The sequence below is a fragment of the Streptomyces sp. 4N509B genome (genome assembly GCF_052245655.1).
In the GTDB taxonomy this organism is placed as follows: Bacteria; Actinomycetota; Actinomycetes; order Streptomycetales; family Streptomycetaceae; genus Streptomyces.
In genome coordinates this window covers 1-16,107 of record NZ_JBQQBZ010000001.1, presented here as the reverse complement: position 1 = coordinate 16,107, position 16,107 = coordinate 1, and the positions used below count along the sequence as shown (strand labels likewise).

General features: G+C 72.1%; 17 protein-coding genes. 8 read left to right on the top strand and 9 right to left on the bottom strand.

Annotation, left to right across the window (positions count from 1 at the left end):
• Positions 1-136: 136 nt before the first annotated feature.
• Genes ACTWP5_RS00085 through ACTWP5_RS00075 form a run of 3 tightly spaced genes read right to left on the bottom strand, consistent with a single transcriptional unit; the run spans position 137 to position 2,624 of the window.
• The gene (locus ACTWP5_RS00085) at positions 137-928 is read right to left on the bottom strand and encodes an ABC transporter permease (RefSeq protein ID WP_443218540.1); all 792 of its coding nucleotides are present in this window, start codon (positions 926-928) and stop codon (positions 137-139) included.
• Positions 925-1,926 (bottom strand): ATP-binding cassette domain-containing protein, encoded by a 1,002-nt coding sequence (locus tag ACTWP5_RS00080; protein ID WP_443218539.1) that lies wholly within the window; start codon positions 1,924-1,926, stop codon positions 925-927. The genes ACTWP5_RS00085 and ACTWP5_RS00080 overlap by 4 nt, the downstream gene beginning before the upstream one ends.
• Before the next feature lie 32 nt (positions 1,927-1,958).
• A complete protein-coding gene (locus ACTWP5_RS00075) occupies positions 1,959-2,624 on the bottom strand; it encodes a DUF4097 family beta strand repeat-containing protein (RefSeq protein WP_443218538.1) in 666 nt (221 codons plus the stop codon).
• A gap of 245 nt (positions 2,625-2,869) precedes the next feature.
• Here ACTWP5_RS00075 and ACTWP5_RS00070 point away from each other — a divergent pair, with 245 nt between their 5' ends.
• The gene (locus ACTWP5_RS00070; protein ID WP_443218537.1) at positions 2,870-3,652 is read left to right on the top strand and encodes a helix-turn-helix domain-containing protein; all 783 of its coding nucleotides are present in this window, start codon (positions 2,870-2,872) and stop codon (positions 3,650-3,652) included.
• Positions 3,653-3,779: 127 nt separating this feature from the next.
• Here ACTWP5_RS00070 and ACTWP5_RS00065 read toward each other — a convergent pair whose 3' ends face one another.
• Both ACTWP5_RS00065 and ACTWP5_RS00060 read right to left on the bottom strand, forming a co-directional pair.
• On the bottom strand, positions 3,780-4,664 hold the full coding sequence (locus ACTWP5_RS00065) for a calcium-binding protein (protein ID WP_443218536.1): 885 nt from the start codon (positions 4,662-4,664) through the stop codon (positions 3,780-3,782).
• Between the two features lie 101 nt (positions 4,665-4,765).
• Positions 4,766-5,314, bottom strand: coding sequence for an RBBP9/YdeN family alpha/beta hydrolase (locus tag ACTWP5_RS00060; protein ID WP_443218535.1), 549 nt, complete (start codon positions 5,312-5,314; stop codon positions 4,766-4,768).
• Between the two features lie 123 nt (positions 5,315-5,437).
• On the opposite strand from ACTWP5_RS00060, the gene ACTWP5_RS00055 reads away from it, so the two are divergent.
• On the top strand, positions 5,438-5,893 hold the full coding sequence (locus ACTWP5_RS00055; RefSeq protein ID WP_443218534.1) for an Lrp/AsnC family transcriptional regulator: 456 nt from the start codon (positions 5,438-5,440) through the stop codon (positions 5,891-5,893).
• Here ACTWP5_RS00055 and ACTWP5_RS00050 read toward each other — a convergent pair.
• The 3 genes from ACTWP5_RS00050 to ACTWP5_RS00040 form a co-directional block, all read right to left on the bottom strand.
• Positions 5,888-6,553 (bottom strand): YdcF family protein, encoded by a 666-nt coding sequence (locus tag ACTWP5_RS00050; RefSeq protein ID WP_443218533.1) that lies wholly within the window; start codon positions 6,551-6,553, stop codon positions 5,888-5,890. The genes ACTWP5_RS00055 and ACTWP5_RS00050 overlap by 6 nt on opposite strands.
• A 274-nt stretch (positions 6,554-6,827) precedes the next feature.
• On the bottom strand, positions 6,828-7,322 hold the full coding sequence (locus ACTWP5_RS00045; RefSeq protein WP_443218532.1) for an NUDIX domain-containing protein: 495 nt from the start codon (positions 7,320-7,322) through the stop codon (positions 6,828-6,830).
• Positions 7,319-8,062 (bottom strand): helix-turn-helix domain-containing protein, encoded by a 744-nt coding sequence (locus ACTWP5_RS00040; RefSeq protein ID WP_443218531.1) that lies wholly within the window; start codon positions 8,060-8,062, stop codon positions 7,319-7,321. The genes ACTWP5_RS00045 and ACTWP5_RS00040 overlap by 4 nt, the downstream gene beginning before the upstream one ends.
• Before the next feature lie 112 nt (positions 8,063-8,174).
• Here ACTWP5_RS00040 and ACTWP5_RS00035 point away from each other — a divergent pair, with 112 nt between their 5' ends.
• Positions 8,175-8,621: a hypothetical protein gene (locus ACTWP5_RS00035; protein ID WP_443218530.1), complete on the top strand. Its 447-nt coding sequence runs from the start codon at positions 8,175-8,177 to the stop codon at positions 8,619-8,621.
• Complete coding sequence (locus ACTWP5_RS00030; protein WP_443218529.1) at positions 8,618-8,884, top strand: hypothetical protein; 267 nt, start codon at positions 8,618-8,620, stop codon at positions 8,882-8,884. Before ACTWP5_RS00035 ends, ACTWP5_RS00030 begins: the two co-directional genes overlap by 4 nt.
• Before the next feature lie 281 nt (positions 8,885-9,165).
• Here the strand turns inward: ACTWP5_RS00030 and ACTWP5_RS00025 are convergent, their stop codons facing one another.
• Positions 9,166-10,398 carry a damage-control phosphatase ARMT1 family protein gene (locus ACTWP5_RS00025; RefSeq protein ID WP_443218907.1) on the bottom strand — a complete coding sequence of 411 codons (1,233 nt, stop codon included), beginning with the start codon at positions 10,396-10,398 and terminating at the stop codon, positions 9,166-9,168.
• A 134-nt stretch (positions 10,399-10,532) separates the two neighbouring features.
• Between ACTWP5_RS00025 and ACTWP5_RS00020 the strand changes: the two genes are divergently transcribed.
• The 4 genes from ACTWP5_RS00020 to ACTWP5_RS00005 all read left to right on the top strand — a co-directional run bounded on the left by ACTWP5_RS00020 (position 10,533) and on the right by ACTWP5_RS00005 (position 16,089).
• On the top strand, positions 10,533-12,398 hold the full coding sequence (locus ACTWP5_RS00020) for an AMP-binding protein (RefSeq protein WP_443218528.1): 1,866 nt from the start codon (positions 10,533-10,535) through the stop codon (positions 12,396-12,398).
• Between the two features lie 202 nt (positions 12,399-12,600).
• Positions 12,601-13,611 carry a LacI family DNA-binding transcriptional regulator gene (locus ACTWP5_RS00015; protein WP_443218527.1) on the top strand — a complete coding sequence of 337 codons (1,011 nt, stop codon included), beginning with the start codon at positions 12,601-12,603 and terminating at the stop codon, positions 13,609-13,611.
• Between the two features lie 180 nt (positions 13,612-13,791).
• Positions 13,792-14,829: an extracellular solute-binding protein gene (locus ACTWP5_RS00010; RefSeq protein ID WP_443218526.1), complete on the top strand. Its 1,038-nt coding sequence runs from the start codon at positions 13,792-13,794 to the stop codon at positions 14,827-14,829.
• 195 nt (positions 14,830-15,024) lie between these two features.
• On the top strand, positions 15,025-16,089 hold the full coding sequence (locus ACTWP5_RS00005; RefSeq protein WP_443218525.1) for an ABC transporter ATP-binding protein: 1,065 nt from the start codon (positions 15,025-15,027) through the stop codon (positions 16,087-16,089).
• Positions 16,090-16,107: the final 18 nt, after the last annotated feature.

Genomic DNA, 16,107 nt, shown 5'->3' with positions numbered 1-16,107 from the left:
TTTGCGTGGCAACCTCACTCGTTCGTCCGAGGAAGCCGACGGGGCGGCGTGCTCCGACGCGGTGTCGGTGCGCGCCGCCCCGGAGGCGGGAGGGGAGGGCCGGAGGGGTGCGGGAGGTCCCGCGCTGCCACGGCGCCTACTTCGGGTCGCGGTTGAACGTCGAGGTCGACCAGAGGTAGCCGAGCACCGCGAGGCCGAGGCACCAGGCGAGGGCGAGCCATCCGCTGCCGCCGATCTCGGTGCCGAGGAGCAGGCCGCGCAGGGTCTCGGTGGCGGGGGTGAACGGCTGGTACTCGGCGACCGGCTGGAACCAGCCCGGCATCGCGTCCACCGGCACGAAGGCGCTGGACAGGAGCGGCAGCAGGATCAGGGGTGTCGCGTTGTTGCTGGCCGCCTCGGCGTTCGGGCTGACCAGGCCCATGCCGACGGCGATCCAGGTGAGCGCCAGGGCGAAGAGCGCGAGCAGCCCGAAGGCCGCCAGCCACTCCAAGGCGGTGGCGTCGGTGGAGCGGAAGCCGATGGCCACGGCGACGGCGCCGACGAGGACCACGCTGGCGATGGACTGGAGCACGCTGCCGAGGACGTGTCCGACGAGCACGGAGGGGCGGTGGATCGCCATCGTGCGGAAGCGGGCGACGATGCCCTCGGTCATGTCGTTGGCGACGGACACGGCGGTGCCGATCACGGTGCTGCCGATGGTCATCAGCAGGAGGCCGGGGACGACGTAGGCGATGTAGGCGGAGCGGTCGGGAGGGCCGCCGCCGATGCCCGAGCTCATCGTGTCGCCGAAGACGTAGACGAAGAGCAGCAGCAGCATGATCGGCGTGAGCAGCAGGTTCAGGGTGAGGGAGGGGTAGCGCCGGGCGTGGAGGAGGTTGCGGCGCAGCATCGTGGACGAGTCGCGGACGGCGAGGGAGAGGGTGCTCATCGGGCGGTCTCCTTGGACTGGGCGGGGACGGTCGTGCCGGGGGCGCCGGTGGTGCCGGGGGCGCCGGGGGCGCCGGGGGTGTCGCTGGTGAGGGCGAAGAAGACGTCGTCGAGGTCGGGCGTGTGCACGGTCAGTTCGTCGGCCTCGACGCCGGCGGCGTCCAGCCAGTCGAGCAGGGAGCGCAGTTCGCGTTGGCTGCCGTCGCTGGGGATCTGGAGGGAGAGCGCCTCGTCGTCCCGCGTGACCTCGCGCAGGGCGGTGGCGGCGTGCTGGTAGGCGGCCGGGTCGGTGAAGCGGAGGCGGACGTGTCCGCCGGGGATGAGGCGCTTGAGCTCGTCGGCGGTGCCCTCCGCGGCGATGGTGCCGTTGGTGAGGACGGCGACGCGGTCGGCGAGTTCGTCGGCCTCCTCCAGGTACTGGGTGGTGAGCAGGACGGTGACGCCGCTGGTGACGAGCTCGCGGATGATCTGCCACATGGTGTGGCGGGAGCGCGGGTCGAGGCCGGTGGTCGGCTCGTCGAGGAAGATGATCCGCGGGCTGCCGACCAGGGTCATGGCGATGTCGAGGCGGCGCCTCATGCCGCCGGAGTAGGTGGAGGCGGGCTTCCTGGCGGCCTCGACGAGGTCGAAGCGCTCCAGCAGCTCGGCGGTGACCCGTCGCCCCTCGTTCCTGGTCAGGTGGTGCAGGTCCGCCATCAGGAGCATGTTCTCCTCGCCGGTGATCAGGCCGTCCACGGCGGAGAACTGGCCGGTGACGCCGATGGCCGCGCGGATCGCCTGCGGGTCGGCGGCCAGGTCGTGGCCGGCCACCCGGGCGTGGCCGCCGTCGGCGGAGACGAGGGTGGAGAGGATCTTGACGACGGTGGTCTTGCCGGCGCCGTTCGGGCCGAGGAGGGAGAGGATCGTCCCCTCGGGGACGGCCAGGTCGACTCCGTCGAGCACGAGCTTGTCGCCGTAGGACTTGCGCAGCCCGTTCGCCGCGATGGCCAGGTTCGTCATGGTGGGGGCTCCTTCAGGGGTCCTTCGAGGTCTCAGAGGCTGCGGGCGGTGATGTCGCCGTGGGAGGTGGTCGCGTGGACGCTCAGCTCGGCGGTGCCCTCGGTGTTCCTGAGCGCGTTGTGGATGCGGCCGTAGCCGGTGCCGGCGTCCAGGGAGGCGGAGACGCCGTGGGCGGCGCCGACCGTGATGTCGCCGGCGTCGGTGCGCAGGCGGACCGTGCCGCGCACGGCCTCGGTGATCCGGATGTCGCCCTTCCGCGTGGTGATCTCGGCGGGGCCGCCGAGTCGGCCGACCGAGACGTCACCCGCGGAGGTGGCGAGACGGACGCTCGCGGCCTCGTCGAGCTCGACCGCGGCCTGCGCGCCCTCGACGGCGACCTCGCCGAACCGTCCGACGCCTCGGAACTCGACGCTGGACGCCTTCGCCTCGACGTGTGAGCCGGCGGGCAGCTGGACCGTCACCTCGACGGACCCGGAGGCGCCGAGGAACTGGTTCCTCGCCGGGGTCGCGATCCGCAGGACGCCGTCGGCGTGGGTGACGGTGGTCTGCTCGGCCACCTTCACGTCGCGGCCCTTGGCGGCGTCGGTCGGCAGGACCTCGACCGTGGTGTCGGCGCGGTCGGCGGCGACGAGCCGGACGCGTCCCGCCGGGATGTCGAGGACGACGGAGACGGGGGCCGGGGTGTCGAACGTGTGCATGGTGCTCTCCTCGTGCGGTGGGTCGTGCGCTGTCGTTTCTGACTTTGGAAACGCTACGTTGCGTTCATGGATCTGGCAACGAACTCGTTGCACTCGAAAGCCATAACTGCACGTGAGAGCCGAGAAATCGTTGCAATGGATCGAGAGCTAACGCAACAGTTCCGGGATTCGTCCGTTGCGATGGGCGCGCTTCGGGCGTTAGGCTGGCGGCCCCAGGAGAGCGTCAGCGTCGGAGGGAGACCGCGATGCCGGGAGGCAGGCTCACCCAGCAGGAACGCCAGCAGGTCGCGCTCGGGCTGGCCGACGGGCTCGCGTACGCGGAGATCGCCCGGCGCCTGGAGCGCCCCACCTCGACGATCACGCGCGAGGTCATGCGCAACGGCGGCCCCGGCTCCTACCGCGCCGACCTGGCCCACCGCGCCACCGAGCGCCGCGTCCACCGCCGCAGGCGGGCGGCCCCGGCCCGGGGCCCGCAGGCCCCGCCCCAGGCCGACGACGGGCGCGACGCCGAGGCGGTGCGCGAGTACGAGGAGACGTTCACGACCGTCGTGATGGAGTCGGGCGTGCCCAAGATGATGGCCCGGGTGCTGACCGCCCTGTGCCTCAGCGACGCCGGCAGCCTCAGCGCCGCCGAGCTCGTCCAGCGCCTCCAGGTCAGCCCGGCGTCCGTCTCCAAGTCGATCGCCTTCCTGGAGAACCAGGGCCTCGTCCGCCGGGAGCGCGACGAACGCCGCCGCGAGCGGTACGCCGTCGACGACGACGTCTGGTACCAGTCCATGCTGGCCAGCGCCCGCGGCACCGCCCAGCTCGCCGACACCGCACGCCAGGGCGTCGGCGTCCTCGGCCCCGACACGCCGGCCGCCGCCCGCCTGGCGAACATCGCCCGCTTCCTCGACGTCATCACCGAGGCGATCATCCGCGCCGCGGACGAGGCCCGCGAGATCCTCCACGCGAACACCGAGGCGACGAAGTCGGAGGCGACGCCACCACCGGGTGGCACCGCCACGCCGCGTCCGGACGACGGCTAGCCGGTTTCGTTCGGACCGGCTTCGATCCCCTTCCCCTGCGGCGTCTCCACGGGCCGGCCGACAGCGCCCGCCGGCTCATGGGCCTTGACTGGCCGCAGCGACGACGGGCGCTCGGGTCCGCTGGTGCTTACTGCTTCTCGAGGTCGGTTCCGGGGCCGCCGGACAGGTGGTCCGAGTCGGGGCCGCCGCTGAGGTAGTCGTTGCCGCTGTTGCCGTACAGGAGATCGTCGCCGCTGTTGCCGAACAGGCGGTCGTCGTGCCTGCCGCCGTAGACCGTGTCGTGGCCCTTCCCGCCGTAGATCACGTCCCTGCCGTCCTGGCCGTACACCTCGTCGTCGCCGCTGAGGCTCCAGACCATGTCGTGGCCGATGCCGCCGTCCAACTGGTCACCGTCCTCGGTGCCTTGCAACGTGTCATCGCCGGTGCCGCCGTAGGCCAGCTCCTTGCTGGCCACCAGGTAGTCCGAGCCCGCGCCCCCGTAGCTCGTGCCGCCGTAGTACAGGTCGTCGTCGCCCGCGTTGCCGTACTGCACCGTGCCACCGTTGAGCAGGTCATCGCCGTAGCCGCCGATGACGCGGTCCTCGGTCGTGGCCAGGATGATGTCCGCACCGTCGCCGCCTCGGAACAGGTTGCGGCCAGCCACAGCGGAGGACAGCAGGTCGTCCCCGTCCCCGAGATCGATCTCCGTTCGGTAGTCGTGGTCGCCGTCCACGGGCGCGAGGTCGCACACCACACTCATCCTGTCGTCGGGGTCGACGCGGGCGCAGCCGGGGCCGGGAATGATGGACCATATGACGTCTTCGATGTGCACCTCGTCCTGGTCGTCCGAGACGTGGAGGTAGACCTCGTTGTTCTGGTTGTCGCCCGCTGTGTAGCGGACGGTGCCGTCCACCACCTCGGCGGTTGCGAGGGTGGCGGCGGAGGCAGGGGCCGCGAGGCCGACGGCCACCAGCGCCGCCGCCCCCACGATGACGGTCGATCTCCGCAGCGCTCTGCCCGTGCCTGTTCGCATGCCGCCCCCATGGGTTGTACGTGAAGTGTCCATATCGCTGGGTCAGACACAGCGCGTCGGGGAGTCGTTGTACGGAGGACCGCGACCGGTGCGGTGGTCGATCACTCCTGGGCCAGCGAGTCCAGGAGGTCACGGCCGTGCCGCCACGAGCCCAGGCCGCTGGCGGAATTGAGGTGCCCGTGCGCGCCCGCCAGGTGCCATCGTGCCTCCCACCGCGCCGCGAACCCGGCGGCTGCCTCGGGGGTGCAGTACGGGTCGTTGGTGCTGCACACCACCAGGGCCGGGCAGGGCAACGGCTGCGCCGACACCTCGACGAACGTCCCGGCCGCCTGGCGTGGGAACGCCGGCCCGTGCGGGTCGGGCGGCGCGACCAGGAACGCGCCGCCCGCCGGGATCGAGGGGTTCCTGTCCAGCCAGGCGGACGCGGCCCAGCAGCCCAGGCTGTGGGCCACCAACACGACGCGGCTGTCCTGCCGGGAAGCGTCGTCGTACGCCTCCTGTACGGCGTCGACCCAGTCATCCAGCTCGGGGGCGGACCACGAGGCAGGCGAGATCCTCACCGCTGAGGTGCCCCACCGCCGCTCCCACAGGGTCTGCCAGTGCTGCCCGTCCGAGCCGTCGATACCCGGGATGATGACGTACGCCGCCACTGCCCACCACCGTTTCACTCGTCGCTCCCTACGATCACGGGAGCGCCTGGTGCCGATTCTGTGGGATGCATCAGGCCGGTGGAGGCGGCACAACTGATCTCAAGGAAAACGGTGCGGACGACAATGGAATCACTCGACCGGATAGACCGGGACATCCTCGCCCTGCTCCAGGCCGACGGCCGGCTGACCGGCGCGGAGGTGGGGCGCCGCGTCGGACTCTCACAGCCCGCGGCCAGCGCGCGCATCCAACGGCTGGAGAGGAACGGCGTCATCACCGGCTACCGAGCCGTGGTCGACCCGGCAGCCCTCGGTCTGAACATTCACGCGGTCATCCGGCTGCGCACCACCCACGCCCAGCTCGCACGCGCCCTGGACCTCGCCTCCCGGACCCCCGAGATAGCCTCCACCCTCAGAGTCACCGGGGAGGACTGCCTGATCTTCGACGTCCACTGTCCGCAGGCAGGACGCCTCGAAGAAGTCGTCGACGCACTCGCCCGTTTCGGCCCTGTCACCACATCCCTCGTGCTCCGGGCCTACCCCCGGAAGCCGCTGACCGACGCCACGGCAGCGACGTCATGAGAGGAGGCGGCTGGTGAAGCCGTCGCGGACGAGGGACTCGTACGCGGCGTGAACGTCGTCCGGGACGTCCTGGGCGATGGCGAAGCCGTGACGGGGGTACTCGATGACCCGCTGGAGGTCGCCGACGAGCATGTCGACCACGAGCTTCTCGTCGCCGACGTTCTTGACGTAGTCGTCCAGTCCCAGGGGCTCCGACGCGCAGACGATTCCCACCTCGGGCCACAGCTTGCGGGCGGTGGCGAAGGAGCGCCGCTCCACGTAGGGCTTCGAGACAAGCATGACCGTCGTCGGGACGATGCCGTTCGAGGCGAGAAGATCGCGGCTGAGCGTGATGTTCTGGCCGGTGTTCGCCGCGTTCGGCTCGACCAGGATCGCGGAGTCGGGGACACCGTGGTCGAGGGCGTGTTCGCGGAAGTGGACGGCCTCGCCACGGGGGAACCGGCTCCGCGTGGTGCGGCTGTTGCCGCCGGTGAACACCAGGGTCGGGAAGAGACCTCGGTGGTAGAGGTCGGCGGCGGTCCGGGCGACGCCGAGGTCGTGGCTGCCCAGGCCGATGGCGACGTCGACGGCTCGCGGCTCGTGGCCCATGTGGTGGTACTCCCAGACCAACAGGGCCTGGTGCCGCTGCTCCTCGGTGAGCGTCCGTTCGTTGTTTCCCACGCCCTGTTCTCTCCCTGGTCAGCGACGGACGGGGCCGGACGACGACCCCGGTTGTTCTGGCCCTGGTGTTCTCGATGCTGGCCAGCCGGTGGGACAACTCGAAACGGGCGGCGCTGATCGCGGCCTCGCCGAGGACACCAAGGCCATCATCGCGGGTCGCGGGATCGTTCAGCGGGATGCGGCCGTGGGCGCTGTCCAGGCGCTCCGCTGCACTGCTGCGGGAAACGGTGACGTAGCGCGGGGAGGGCGCGAGGTCGTCGGCGCCGCGGTGGGGTCAGGCGAGGTAGGGCTCGTCTGACCGGAGGCCGTGGGTGATCCGGGCCATGATCGCCGGATGGGTCGGGTGGGCGTTCAGCTCGGCTGGATCCACCCACCGCACCTCTGACGCCTCGGCGGGCTCGGGCGCCAGCGTGCCGCCCACCACCGTGGCGCGCAGGCAGATGTTGATCGGCTGGCGTACCTCCAGCACCTCGTCGTCGTGGAGGTAGGCGATGACGTGCTCGGGGGTGGAGAACACTCCCACGAGTCCGGTCACCTCGACGTCGAGCCCGGTCTCCTCGCGGCACTCCCGAACGCCTGCCTGGGCGACGGTCTCGCCCTTCTTCACGCCGCCCGTGGGGATGGTCCACAGGCCGTTGTCGACACGCCGGAGCAGCAGGAGCCGGCCGTGCCCGTCCCGCACGAAGACCGAGGCCGACGTCTTCCGACTGGTCGGCTTCGGCGCGGCCGGGTCCTTCCAGTAGTCGACCCTGTGGGTGGCTCTCCTCACTGGCGCTCCATCACGTCGTCGGCGGGCCTCGCCGAGGCCCACACCCGTTCGTAGGACTCGGTGTAGGTGGTGAAGTAGGCGCCGTCTATCCGCCGTAGGTGCATGACCGGCGTGTAGGCGGCGAGCACGCCGTAGGCGTGGACGTTGACGATCATGTCGTCGTCGAACCGGTAGATGCTGTTGTACAGCGGGGTGTCGTGGAGCCGGACCTCCACGGTGCTGGGCAGTCGCTGGCCGTAGTACGCCAGCACTGCGGCGACCCGGCCCGCGACGCCGCCGCCGATGCGGTGTTCGGTGTCGCGCGCGGCCAGTTGGGAGCCCTCGGGGTCGCCGAGGAGGAGACGTACCCGAACCCCACTCGTCGCCTTCTCGACGAGGGTGGGGATCCATTCGGGATGTTCTTCGGTGAGGAACAGGCCGGCGAACGCCAGGAGATCGATGTCGCGTTGGGCCGCACGGAGGAGCTCCGTCCACAGATGGCGTGGGACATCACCGCGGCGTGGGTAGGTGGCGACGAGTTCGGCGCCGGCCAGCGACGCTCTGTTCACGGCCTCCGGCCAGAGATAGCTCTCGTCTTCCTGGAGGATCGCCGCGATGCGGAATCTCGTGCGAGCGTGAGGGGTCGAACTCCCGCCGATCCATCGTTCAACGGACTTTGTCGACACCTCGGCGGCAGCTGCCAGTGAGTTGATGTCGTGTCCGGCACGATGCATGGCACGCCGGAACCGTTCGTTGACCATGGCGACATGGTGACACCTACAGACATGTCGCGACGGGACGATGTCCCCAAAGTGTCGGCAGATGTCTCGCCGTGTCGATGTGCTGTCCGTGACGGGCCGGAATCCTAGCGTCATGGCTGAAGCACCAGACAAGGCCGAGTTCGAACGTGCCGCCGCGCCCCGCGCCTCCCCGCTCCCCGTGTGGCTGCCGCCTTCCGATGTCGCTGCCCGGCGTGTGGAGTGCGGGCGGTGGTGGGATGCCGTTCGCGCTCCCGAAGGGCTTGGCGCCGTCGTGTTGGAGGCGTTGGCGGGGCGGTCGGGGCCGGTGATCGGTGACAGCCGGGACGGCGTCTACTGCTGGCTGGTGGCGCCGGGGGCGGCGGAGGGCTGGCGGCAGTGGCTGCCGGTGGAGGTCTACTCGGTGGCGTGTCGTCTGCTCGTGCCGTCGATCGCCCGGGGCCACACCCGGTGGGTGGAGTGGCTGGTGCAGCCGGAACCGGGGCGGGACTGCCTGACGGACGCCGGCCTGTTGCACGAGGCGCTCATGGTCGCTGTCGTCAGGACGGGAGAAGCCCGGTGAACGAGGTCCTGGGCGGCGGCGATAAGGAGGTGTTGCGGGACGTGGCGCATCCGTGGATCGGGCAGCGGGTGGTCGAGCCGCGCACCGGTAGGGCCGGGCGGCTCGGGCTGGTCGTCGAGCACGTGAGGTACGACGTGCTCGGGCGCGAGCGGGTGTTGTGGACGGAGGCGCATCTGCGGCCCGTGGACGGGTCGGGGTGGGAGTGGCGGGCCGACCTCGACAAGCTCGCCCTCCCGCCCGATCGCCAGCAACACGTCACGTAGCGCGTTTCTAAGGGAAGGATCCCGAGTCGCCGCCTCCGGCCCCTGCACCGGCCGGGCGGACGGTGGTTCGGGCAATGTCCCCCGACCGGACCAGCCCCGAGCGGCCAAGGAAGAGGCGCCCCCGTGCCGCTCCCGCCCCGGTCCGCCCCTTCGCTGGGGTGCCGCACCGCGGTGAGGGACACCCCCGCCCACCCCGGGACCCGCTGATTCACACCCACACCCCGGGGTGGGTGCCTGCCGCTTCGCCACCCCGCGGCCCCGCCGCAGCCGGGCCCCGGGTGCTACGTCCGCACCTGGACCAGCGCGTGCTGTCCGCTGCTGCGCCACGTCTCGCCCGTCGCGTCGAGCGCCGCCTCGCGCTCGGGCGTGAGGCCGCAGACCACGTCGCACTTGAGCGTCCGCAGCGCCGCGACGGGCGTCGGGAAGTACGCCGTCAGCTCGGCGAACGGGGTGGTCGGCGGCCAGAGGCGGTCGCCGACCAGGCGGCGGTAGTTGAGGTCGCCCTTGAGGATCGTGAGCGAGCAGGACGCGAGGCTGCGCCGCAGGTCCTCCGGCAGTCGCCGGTAGGACAGCGGCGCGCACCAGAACGGGTGGGTGCGGACCGCGAGGCGCCCGTCGCGCAACGCCTGCCACAGCCGCGCGCCCGCCTCGCCCGCCCGGCCCGCCGCCGCCCGCAGCCGCTCCAGCGCGGCCAGCAGGTCGGCGGTGACCGCGTCGGAGACGAAGTACGGGTGCGGCTTCACGTGCAGGTCGACGGCGTCGGCCCGGGTGTGGCGGAGCAGGTGGTCGACGAGGAGGAGGTCGGGGATCAGCTCCCGGCCGGCGTTGTCCGCGACCACGGCGACCGCCGCGGGCGGCTTCTCGGGGTCCAGCAGCTCCCACAGCGCGGCGCTGTCGTCCGCGACCAGGCCCGTCGCCGCCGACGCGTCCCCTGCGGACCCGGAGGCGGAGGCGGAGGCGGGGGCCGACGCCAGGAAGCCCAGGTCGGCGCGGTTCCCCCACAGCGCCCCCTGGAGCAGCGCCGCGCCCTGCTCCGCCACCTCACGCCCCTCCAGCGCGTCGAGCGCCCTCAGCTCCTCGTCGACCGTGTCGCTGGCCAGCTCCGACCGCTTGGCCGGTGCGAACGGGTCGACGCCCTGCCACGGCCCGCCCGGCTCGAAGTACCCGACGGCCCCGAGAATCCGCCGGTAGAAGTAGCTCTCCGCCCACAGGAACGGCACCTCGAACCACGAGCGCCCCGCGAGCTCCGTGAGCCCCCACCGCTCCCAGCGCCCACGGTCGGGGGCGGTGGCCGGCAGCGGGCGGATGGCGCCGTTCTCGCCGATCTCCGCCAACAGCTCCTCCAGCGCCGCCCGCTCGACGGGGCCGTAGGGGTGGGCCTCGTCGACCTGCCGGATCAGCGTCGGGTGCCGTCGCGCGAGCACGCTCCACGCGAAGCTGCCCGGCGCACCCGTGACCACCGTCGCCGCGTTCGTCGTGTCCGTCGCGTCCGCAACGTCCGCCGTGTTCGCCACGTCCGTCGCGTCGCCCTCGGGGCTCTCAGCCGCCACCGTCGCACACCCCATTTCTGCCGCCACCGGTCTTCCCCGAGTAGACCACCCCGCGTGATGATCGCGGAGGACGGCAACGGCGGCGAAAGGACCACACCGTGACCGCGAGCGACGCCTACGACGCGTACCGTGCGAGCAGGGACCAGCTCCTCAAGGCCCGGGGGGACCACGCCCGCGCCGTGGCGGAGTTCCGGTGGCCCGAGCTGGGGGACCGGTTCAACTGGGCGGTGGACTGGTTCGACACCATCGCGCGCCAGCCGGAGAACGCCGACCGCCCCGCGCTGCTCGTCGTCGCCCAGGACGGCACCACCACGCGCCGCACCTTCGTCGAGCTCTCCCGCGGCTCCGACCGGCTCGCCACCTGGCTCGCCGCCCGCGGCGTCGCCAAGGGCGACCCGGTGATCCTCATGCTCGGCAACCAGGTCGAGCTGTGGGAGTCGATGCTGGCGATCATGAAGCTGGGTGCGGTGATCGTGCCGACGACGAGCGCCGTCTCCACGGCCGACCTGACCGACCGCGTGGCCCGAGGCCGTGTCCGGCACGCCATCTGCGACGCGGCGGACGCGGCCCGCTTCGACGGGGTGCCGGGCGACTTCACGCGCTTCAGCGTCGGGCCGGTCGGTGCGGCCGGGCCCGTCGGTGCGGCCGGGCCCGTCGGTGCGGCCGGGCCCGTCGGGCTCGTCGGCGGACCCCAGGCCGTCGGCGACGCGGCGGACGCCGGCTGGGCCGACCTCCGCGAGGCCGCCGACCTCCCCCACACCCCCGTGCCCCACCCCGGCACCGCCCCCGGCGACCCGCTGCTGCTGTACTTCACCTCCGGCACCACGGCCCGCCCGAAGCTCGTCGAGCACACCCAGGTCTCCTACCCCCTCGGCCACCTGACGACCATGTACTGGCTCGGCCTGCGCCCCGGCGACGTCCACCTCAACATCTCCTCGCCCGGCTGGGCCAAGCACGCCTGGTCCTCGTTCTTCGCCCCGTGGATCGCCGAGGCCACGATCCTCGTCTACGACTACCGCCGCTTCGACGCCGCGGCCCTCCTCGCCTCGCTGCGGGAACGCGAGGTCAGCTCGTTCTGCGCACCGCCCACCGTGTGGCGGATGCTGATCAACGCCGACCTCGGCGAGCGCCCGCCCACCCTGCGGGAGGCGAGCGCCGCGGGCGAGCCGCTCAACCCGGAGGTGATCGCGCAGGTCAGCCGGGCGTGGGGGCTGACGATCCGCGACGGCTTCGGGCAGACGGAGACCACCGCCCAGGTGGCCAACACCCCGGAGTCCGAGGTGCGTCCCGGCTCCATGGGCCGCCCCCTGCCCGGCGTCCCCGTCGTCCTCGTCGACCCCGTCACCGGCCAGGCCCTCGACGGGCCCGGCGAGGGCGAGCTCTGCCTCGACCTCGCGTCGCACCCACTGCCCCTGATGACGGGCTACCAGGGCGACGAGGAACGCAACGCCGAGGCCATGGCCGGCGGGTACTACCACACGGGCGACGTGGCGAGCGTCGACGCCGACGGCTACGTCACGTACGTCGGCCGCACGGACGACGTCTTCAAGGCCAGCGACTACAAGATCAGCCCCTTCGAGCTGGAGTCCGTGCTGATCGAGCATCCGGCGGTCGCCGAGGCCGCGGTGGTCCCCGCCCCCGACCCGGTGCGGCTGGCCGTGCCCAAGGCGTACGTCGCCCTCGCGGCCGGGCACGAGCCGACCGAGGAGACGGCGCGGTCGATCCTGCGGTACGCGCGGGAGCACCTCGCGCCGTACCAGCGGATCAGGCGGCTGGAGTTCTACGAGCTGCCGAAGACCATCTCGGGCAAGATCCGCCGCGTCGAACTCCGCGCCCGAGAGGCGGACCTGGCGGCCACGGGCGGCAGCCCCACCGACTGGCGCGACGAGCGACCCGGCGACGAGCGACCCGGCGACGAGCGTCCCGGTGACGAGCGGCCGGGCGACCAGGTGCCGGCGGGCTGAGGCGGCGGGCGGCCGAGCCAGCCGCGATGGGGCCGGGGCGCGACGCGGCGGCGGCGCGGCGCCGGCCGAGCCCACCGCCGCGGGCGGGGCACGGCGCGGCACCGCCGCACCGTGGGCGGAGCACCGCGGCGGTGCCCATGCCCACGACGTCGCGTGCCACGGCGGTGGTCCGTCGTCCTCCCCGGTTCTCTAGGATCTGGGTGTGGGCGAGAAGGTCACGTTGCGGGACGTCGCAGCGCACGCGGGCGTGTCGCGGGCGACGGCGTCGTTGGTGCTGCGGGGCACGGGCCGCGTCTCGCCGAGCACCCGGGAGCGGGTCCTCGCCTCCATGGCCGAGCTGGGCTACATCTACGACCAGGCCGCCGCCTCCCTGCGCACCCGGCACGCCAAGGTCGTCGGCGTCGTCGTCACCAACATCGGCAACCCCAACCTCGCCGAGGTGATCCTGGGCCTGGAGACCGAGTTCCGCCAGGCCGGGTACCTGCCGCTGCTGACGGTCACCCGCGACGACGCCGAGCAGCAGGACCAGGCGATCGCCGCGCTCCAGGAGCACCGCATCGCGGGCCTGGCGATGGTCCCGGCCAGCGGCACCGACCCCGCGCTGACCGAGCGGCTGACGGAGGCCGGCCTCGGGCACGTCTTCGTCACCCGGTACGTGGAGGGCGCCGAGGCGAGCTTCGTCGGCACGGACGACGTGCGCGGCGGCGAGCTCGCCGGGGAACACCTGCTCTGGCACGGCTGCCAGCGGCTGGCGTACCTCGGCGGACCCGCGTGGATGCTCTCGCGCCACGAGCGGATCGCCGGGGTGCGGCGGGCCGCGCGGGCGGCGGGGCACACCGGGGAGCTGATCGAGCTGCCGAGCGAGACCAGCGGCGAGGGCGGCCTCGCGGGCGGCCGGGAGCTGCTGGCGCGCGGCGAGCTGCCCGACGGTGTCGTGTGTCACAGCGACAGCGTCGCCTTCGGTCTCTACCGGGCGCTGCGGGAGGCCGGCGTCGCCGCCGGCGGGGTCCGCGTGATCGGATACGACGACATCCCCGGAGCGGCCCTGTGGGAGCCGCCGTTGACGAGCGTCTCGGTGCGCGGCCGGCGCCTGGGACAGCGGGCCGCGCGGCTGCTGTTGGACCGGATGACCGACCCGTACGCCGCTCCCGTGGTGCGTCGCGCCGAGCCCGAGCTCGCCATCCGGCAGTCATGCGGCTGTCACATCTCTTGACAGCTGCCGCCCCGCCCTTCACTCTCTAGCAATGGTAGATCGATCTACCACCACGCATCGTGATGCTGGATCGATCTACCAACTCGTTGGACATGTCCGCTGACCGCCGTGAGTCTCCCTCCGGTTTCGGATCCCCGCATGCGTCAGTGGTGTACACCGTACGTCTGCGAAGGAGCAGTAATGCGTCGTCGTGATTGGCTGGGCCTCGCCTCGGCCGGTTTGGTGAGCCTGCCGTTGGCGGGCTGCGGCCTCGATCTCACGGCCTCGTCCAAGGACTACCTCACCATCTACGGCGCCCGCCCGGAGGCCATCAACGAGGGGGTCATCGCCGCGTTCGAGGAGGCACACCCCGAGTGGCGGGGCAAGGTGCGGATCCTCACGATGGGCGCCCAGGACGTGCTCGCCCGGGTCGGAGCCGAGAAGGCCAGGCCCCAGGCGGACGTCTGGTGGGGCGGCACCCAGCAGCAGTTCGACCAGGCGGTCGCCGACGAGCTGCTGGAGCCGGCGCCCCGGGACGTCGTCCGACGCGTCCCGGAGGAGTTCCGGGGCCAGGACGACCTGTGGCTGGGCGAGATGCGCGTGGTCCTGGTGATGGTCTACAACCCCGAGATGCTCAGCCCCGAGCAGGCGCCGCAGGACTGGGACGACCTCGTCACCTCCACCTTCCGTGGCGACATCCTCATCCGCGACGTGGCCGCCTCCGGCACGATGCGCAGCATCTACTGCGCGATGATCTGGCGCGAGGCCGGCGCCGGCGGCGACCCGGGCCCCGGCTACGACTGGCTGCGCAGGCTGGACGCCAACACCAAGGCGTACACGGCCAACCCGAACGACCTCTACCTCCGCGTGCACCGGCAGGAGGCGGCGGTCACCGTCTGGAACCTCCAGGACACCCTCGTCCAGGCCGACCTCGGGATGTCGATGAGGCCCGTGATCCCCGCGTCGGGCTCCCCGATGGTCACCGACGGCGTCGGCAAGATCAGGAACGGGCCGAACCCCCGCGGCGCCGACGCCTTCCTGCGGTTCCTCATGAGCCCGGACATCCAACAGCTCCTGGCGGACGACTTCTACCAGTACCCCACGCTGCCGCTCCAGCGCACCCCGAGGTGGCTGGAGGAGCTCGACGTCAAGGAGATGACGGTGGACTGGGACGAGATCAACCGTCACCAGGACGACTGGTTCGCCTACTGGGCCGAGAACATCCAGAACCAGGGCTGAGCAGCTGACCAGCGGCTGAGCGCGCCCCGGCGCCTCCGCCCGTCCGCGCGTGGCCCCCGCCCCCGGCGGGCCCCGGACCGAGCAGCCGCAGCCGAGGTGACGCCCGCCCTCGCGGGCGCCCCCGCGCACCCAGACGCCGACTGACGCCGACAGACGCACGCACCCACGCACCCACCGCATCATCTCGGAGCACGCATGATTCCCGTCCAACTCGACAACGTCACCAAGGTGTACGGCGAGGACTCACCACCGATCAGCATGGACCTGACGATCGAGGGAGGTGAGTTCTTCACCCTGCTCGGCCCGTCGGGCTGCGGCAAGTCGACGATGCTGCGGATCATCGCCGGCTTCGTGCAGCCGACCAGCGGGCGGGTCCTCTTCGGTGAGAAGGACCTCACCCGCACCGCCCCGAACCGGCGCGACACCGGCATGGTCTTCCAGAACTACGCCCTCTTCCCGCACCTGTCGGTGGCGCAGAACGTCGCCTACGGGCTGACCGTCCGCAAGGTGGAGAAGAAGGAGAAGGCGCGCCGCGTCGCCCGGGTCCTGGCGGACGTCGGGCTCGACGGCTACGAGGACCGTCGCATCGACGAGCTGTCCGGCGGCCAGCAGCAGCGGGTCGCGCTCGCCCGCGCCGTCGTCATCTCGCCCTCGGTCCTCCTCCTCGACGAGCCGCTGTCCAACCTGGACGCCAAGCTGCGCGAGGAGACGCGGGTGCAGATCCGCCGCGTGCAGAGCGAGGCCGGCATCACCGGCGTCTACGTCACCCACGACCAGGCCGAGGCGATGGCGATGAGCGACCGCATCGCCGTCATGGAGGCGGGCCGCGTGCACCAGGTGGACACGCCGCGCGAGATCTACCACCGCCCGGCCACCGCGTTCGTCGCGCGCTTCATCGGACGCAGCAACGTGCTGCCGGTCGAGGTGGCCGAGGCCCGGGAGAAGGACGTCACCGTCGTGCTGCCCGGCGGCGCGCGGCTGGCCGTCTCCCGCCGTGACGACCTGGAGCTGGCGGCCGGGGAGCGCACCTTCCTCTCGCTGCGCCCGGAGACGCTGAGGTTCACCACCCCGGACGAGGGCAGGCTGCGCGGCACCGTCACGAACCTGGAGTTCAACGGCGCGACCACGTCCTACGAGGTGGCGCTGGAGGGCGAGCTGACGGTGCAGATCACCACCCCCGACCAGACCTCGGGCCCGCGTACGGGAGACACCGTCTCGCTCGACTGCGAGTCGGCCAGGGCATGGCTGGTGACCGCATGACGACGCTCGACTCCCCGC

Bases quoted from the DNA above. Each gene is read 5' to 3' on its own strand.
- ACTWP5_RS00080 (WP_443218539.1), bottom strand. From the start codon at position 1,926: ATGACGAACCTGGCCATCGCGGCGAACGGGCTGCGCAAGTCCTACGGC.
- ACTWP5_RS00040 (WP_443218531.1), bottom strand. From the start codon at position 8,062: ATGGTCAACGAACGGTTCCGGCGTGCCATGCATCGTGCCGGACACGAC.
- ACTWP5_RS00070 (WP_443218537.1), top strand. From the start codon at position 2,870: ATGCCGGGAGGCAGGCTCACCCAGCAGGAACGCCAGCAGGTCGCGCTC.
- ACTWP5_RS00075 (WP_443218538.1), bottom strand. From the start codon at position 2,624: ATGCACACGTTCGACACCCCGGCCCCCGTCTCCGTCGTCCTCGACATC.
- ACTWP5_RS00065 (WP_443218536.1), bottom strand. From the start codon at position 4,664: ATGCGAACAGGCACGGGCAGAGCGCTGCGGAGATCGACCGTCATCGTG.
- ACTWP5_RS00035 (WP_443218530.1), top strand. From the start codon at position 8,175: ATGGCTGAAGCACCAGACAAGGCCGAGTTCGAACGTGCCGCCGCGCCC.
- ACTWP5_RS00005 (WP_443218525.1), top strand. From the start codon at position 15,025: ATGATTCCCGTCCAACTCGACAACGTCACCAAGGTGTACGGCGAGGAC.
- ACTWP5_RS00085 (WP_443218540.1), bottom strand. From the start codon at position 928: ATGAGCACCCTCTCCCTCGCCGTCCGCGACTCGTCCACGATGCTGCGC.
- ACTWP5_RS00055 (WP_443218534.1), top strand. From the start codon at position 5,438: ATGGAATCACTCGACCGGATAGACCGGGACATCCTCGCCCTGCTCCAG.
- ACTWP5_RS00010 (WP_443218526.1), top strand. From the start codon at position 13,792: ATGCGTCGTCGTGATTGGCTGGGCCTCGCCTCGGCCGGTTTGGTGAGC.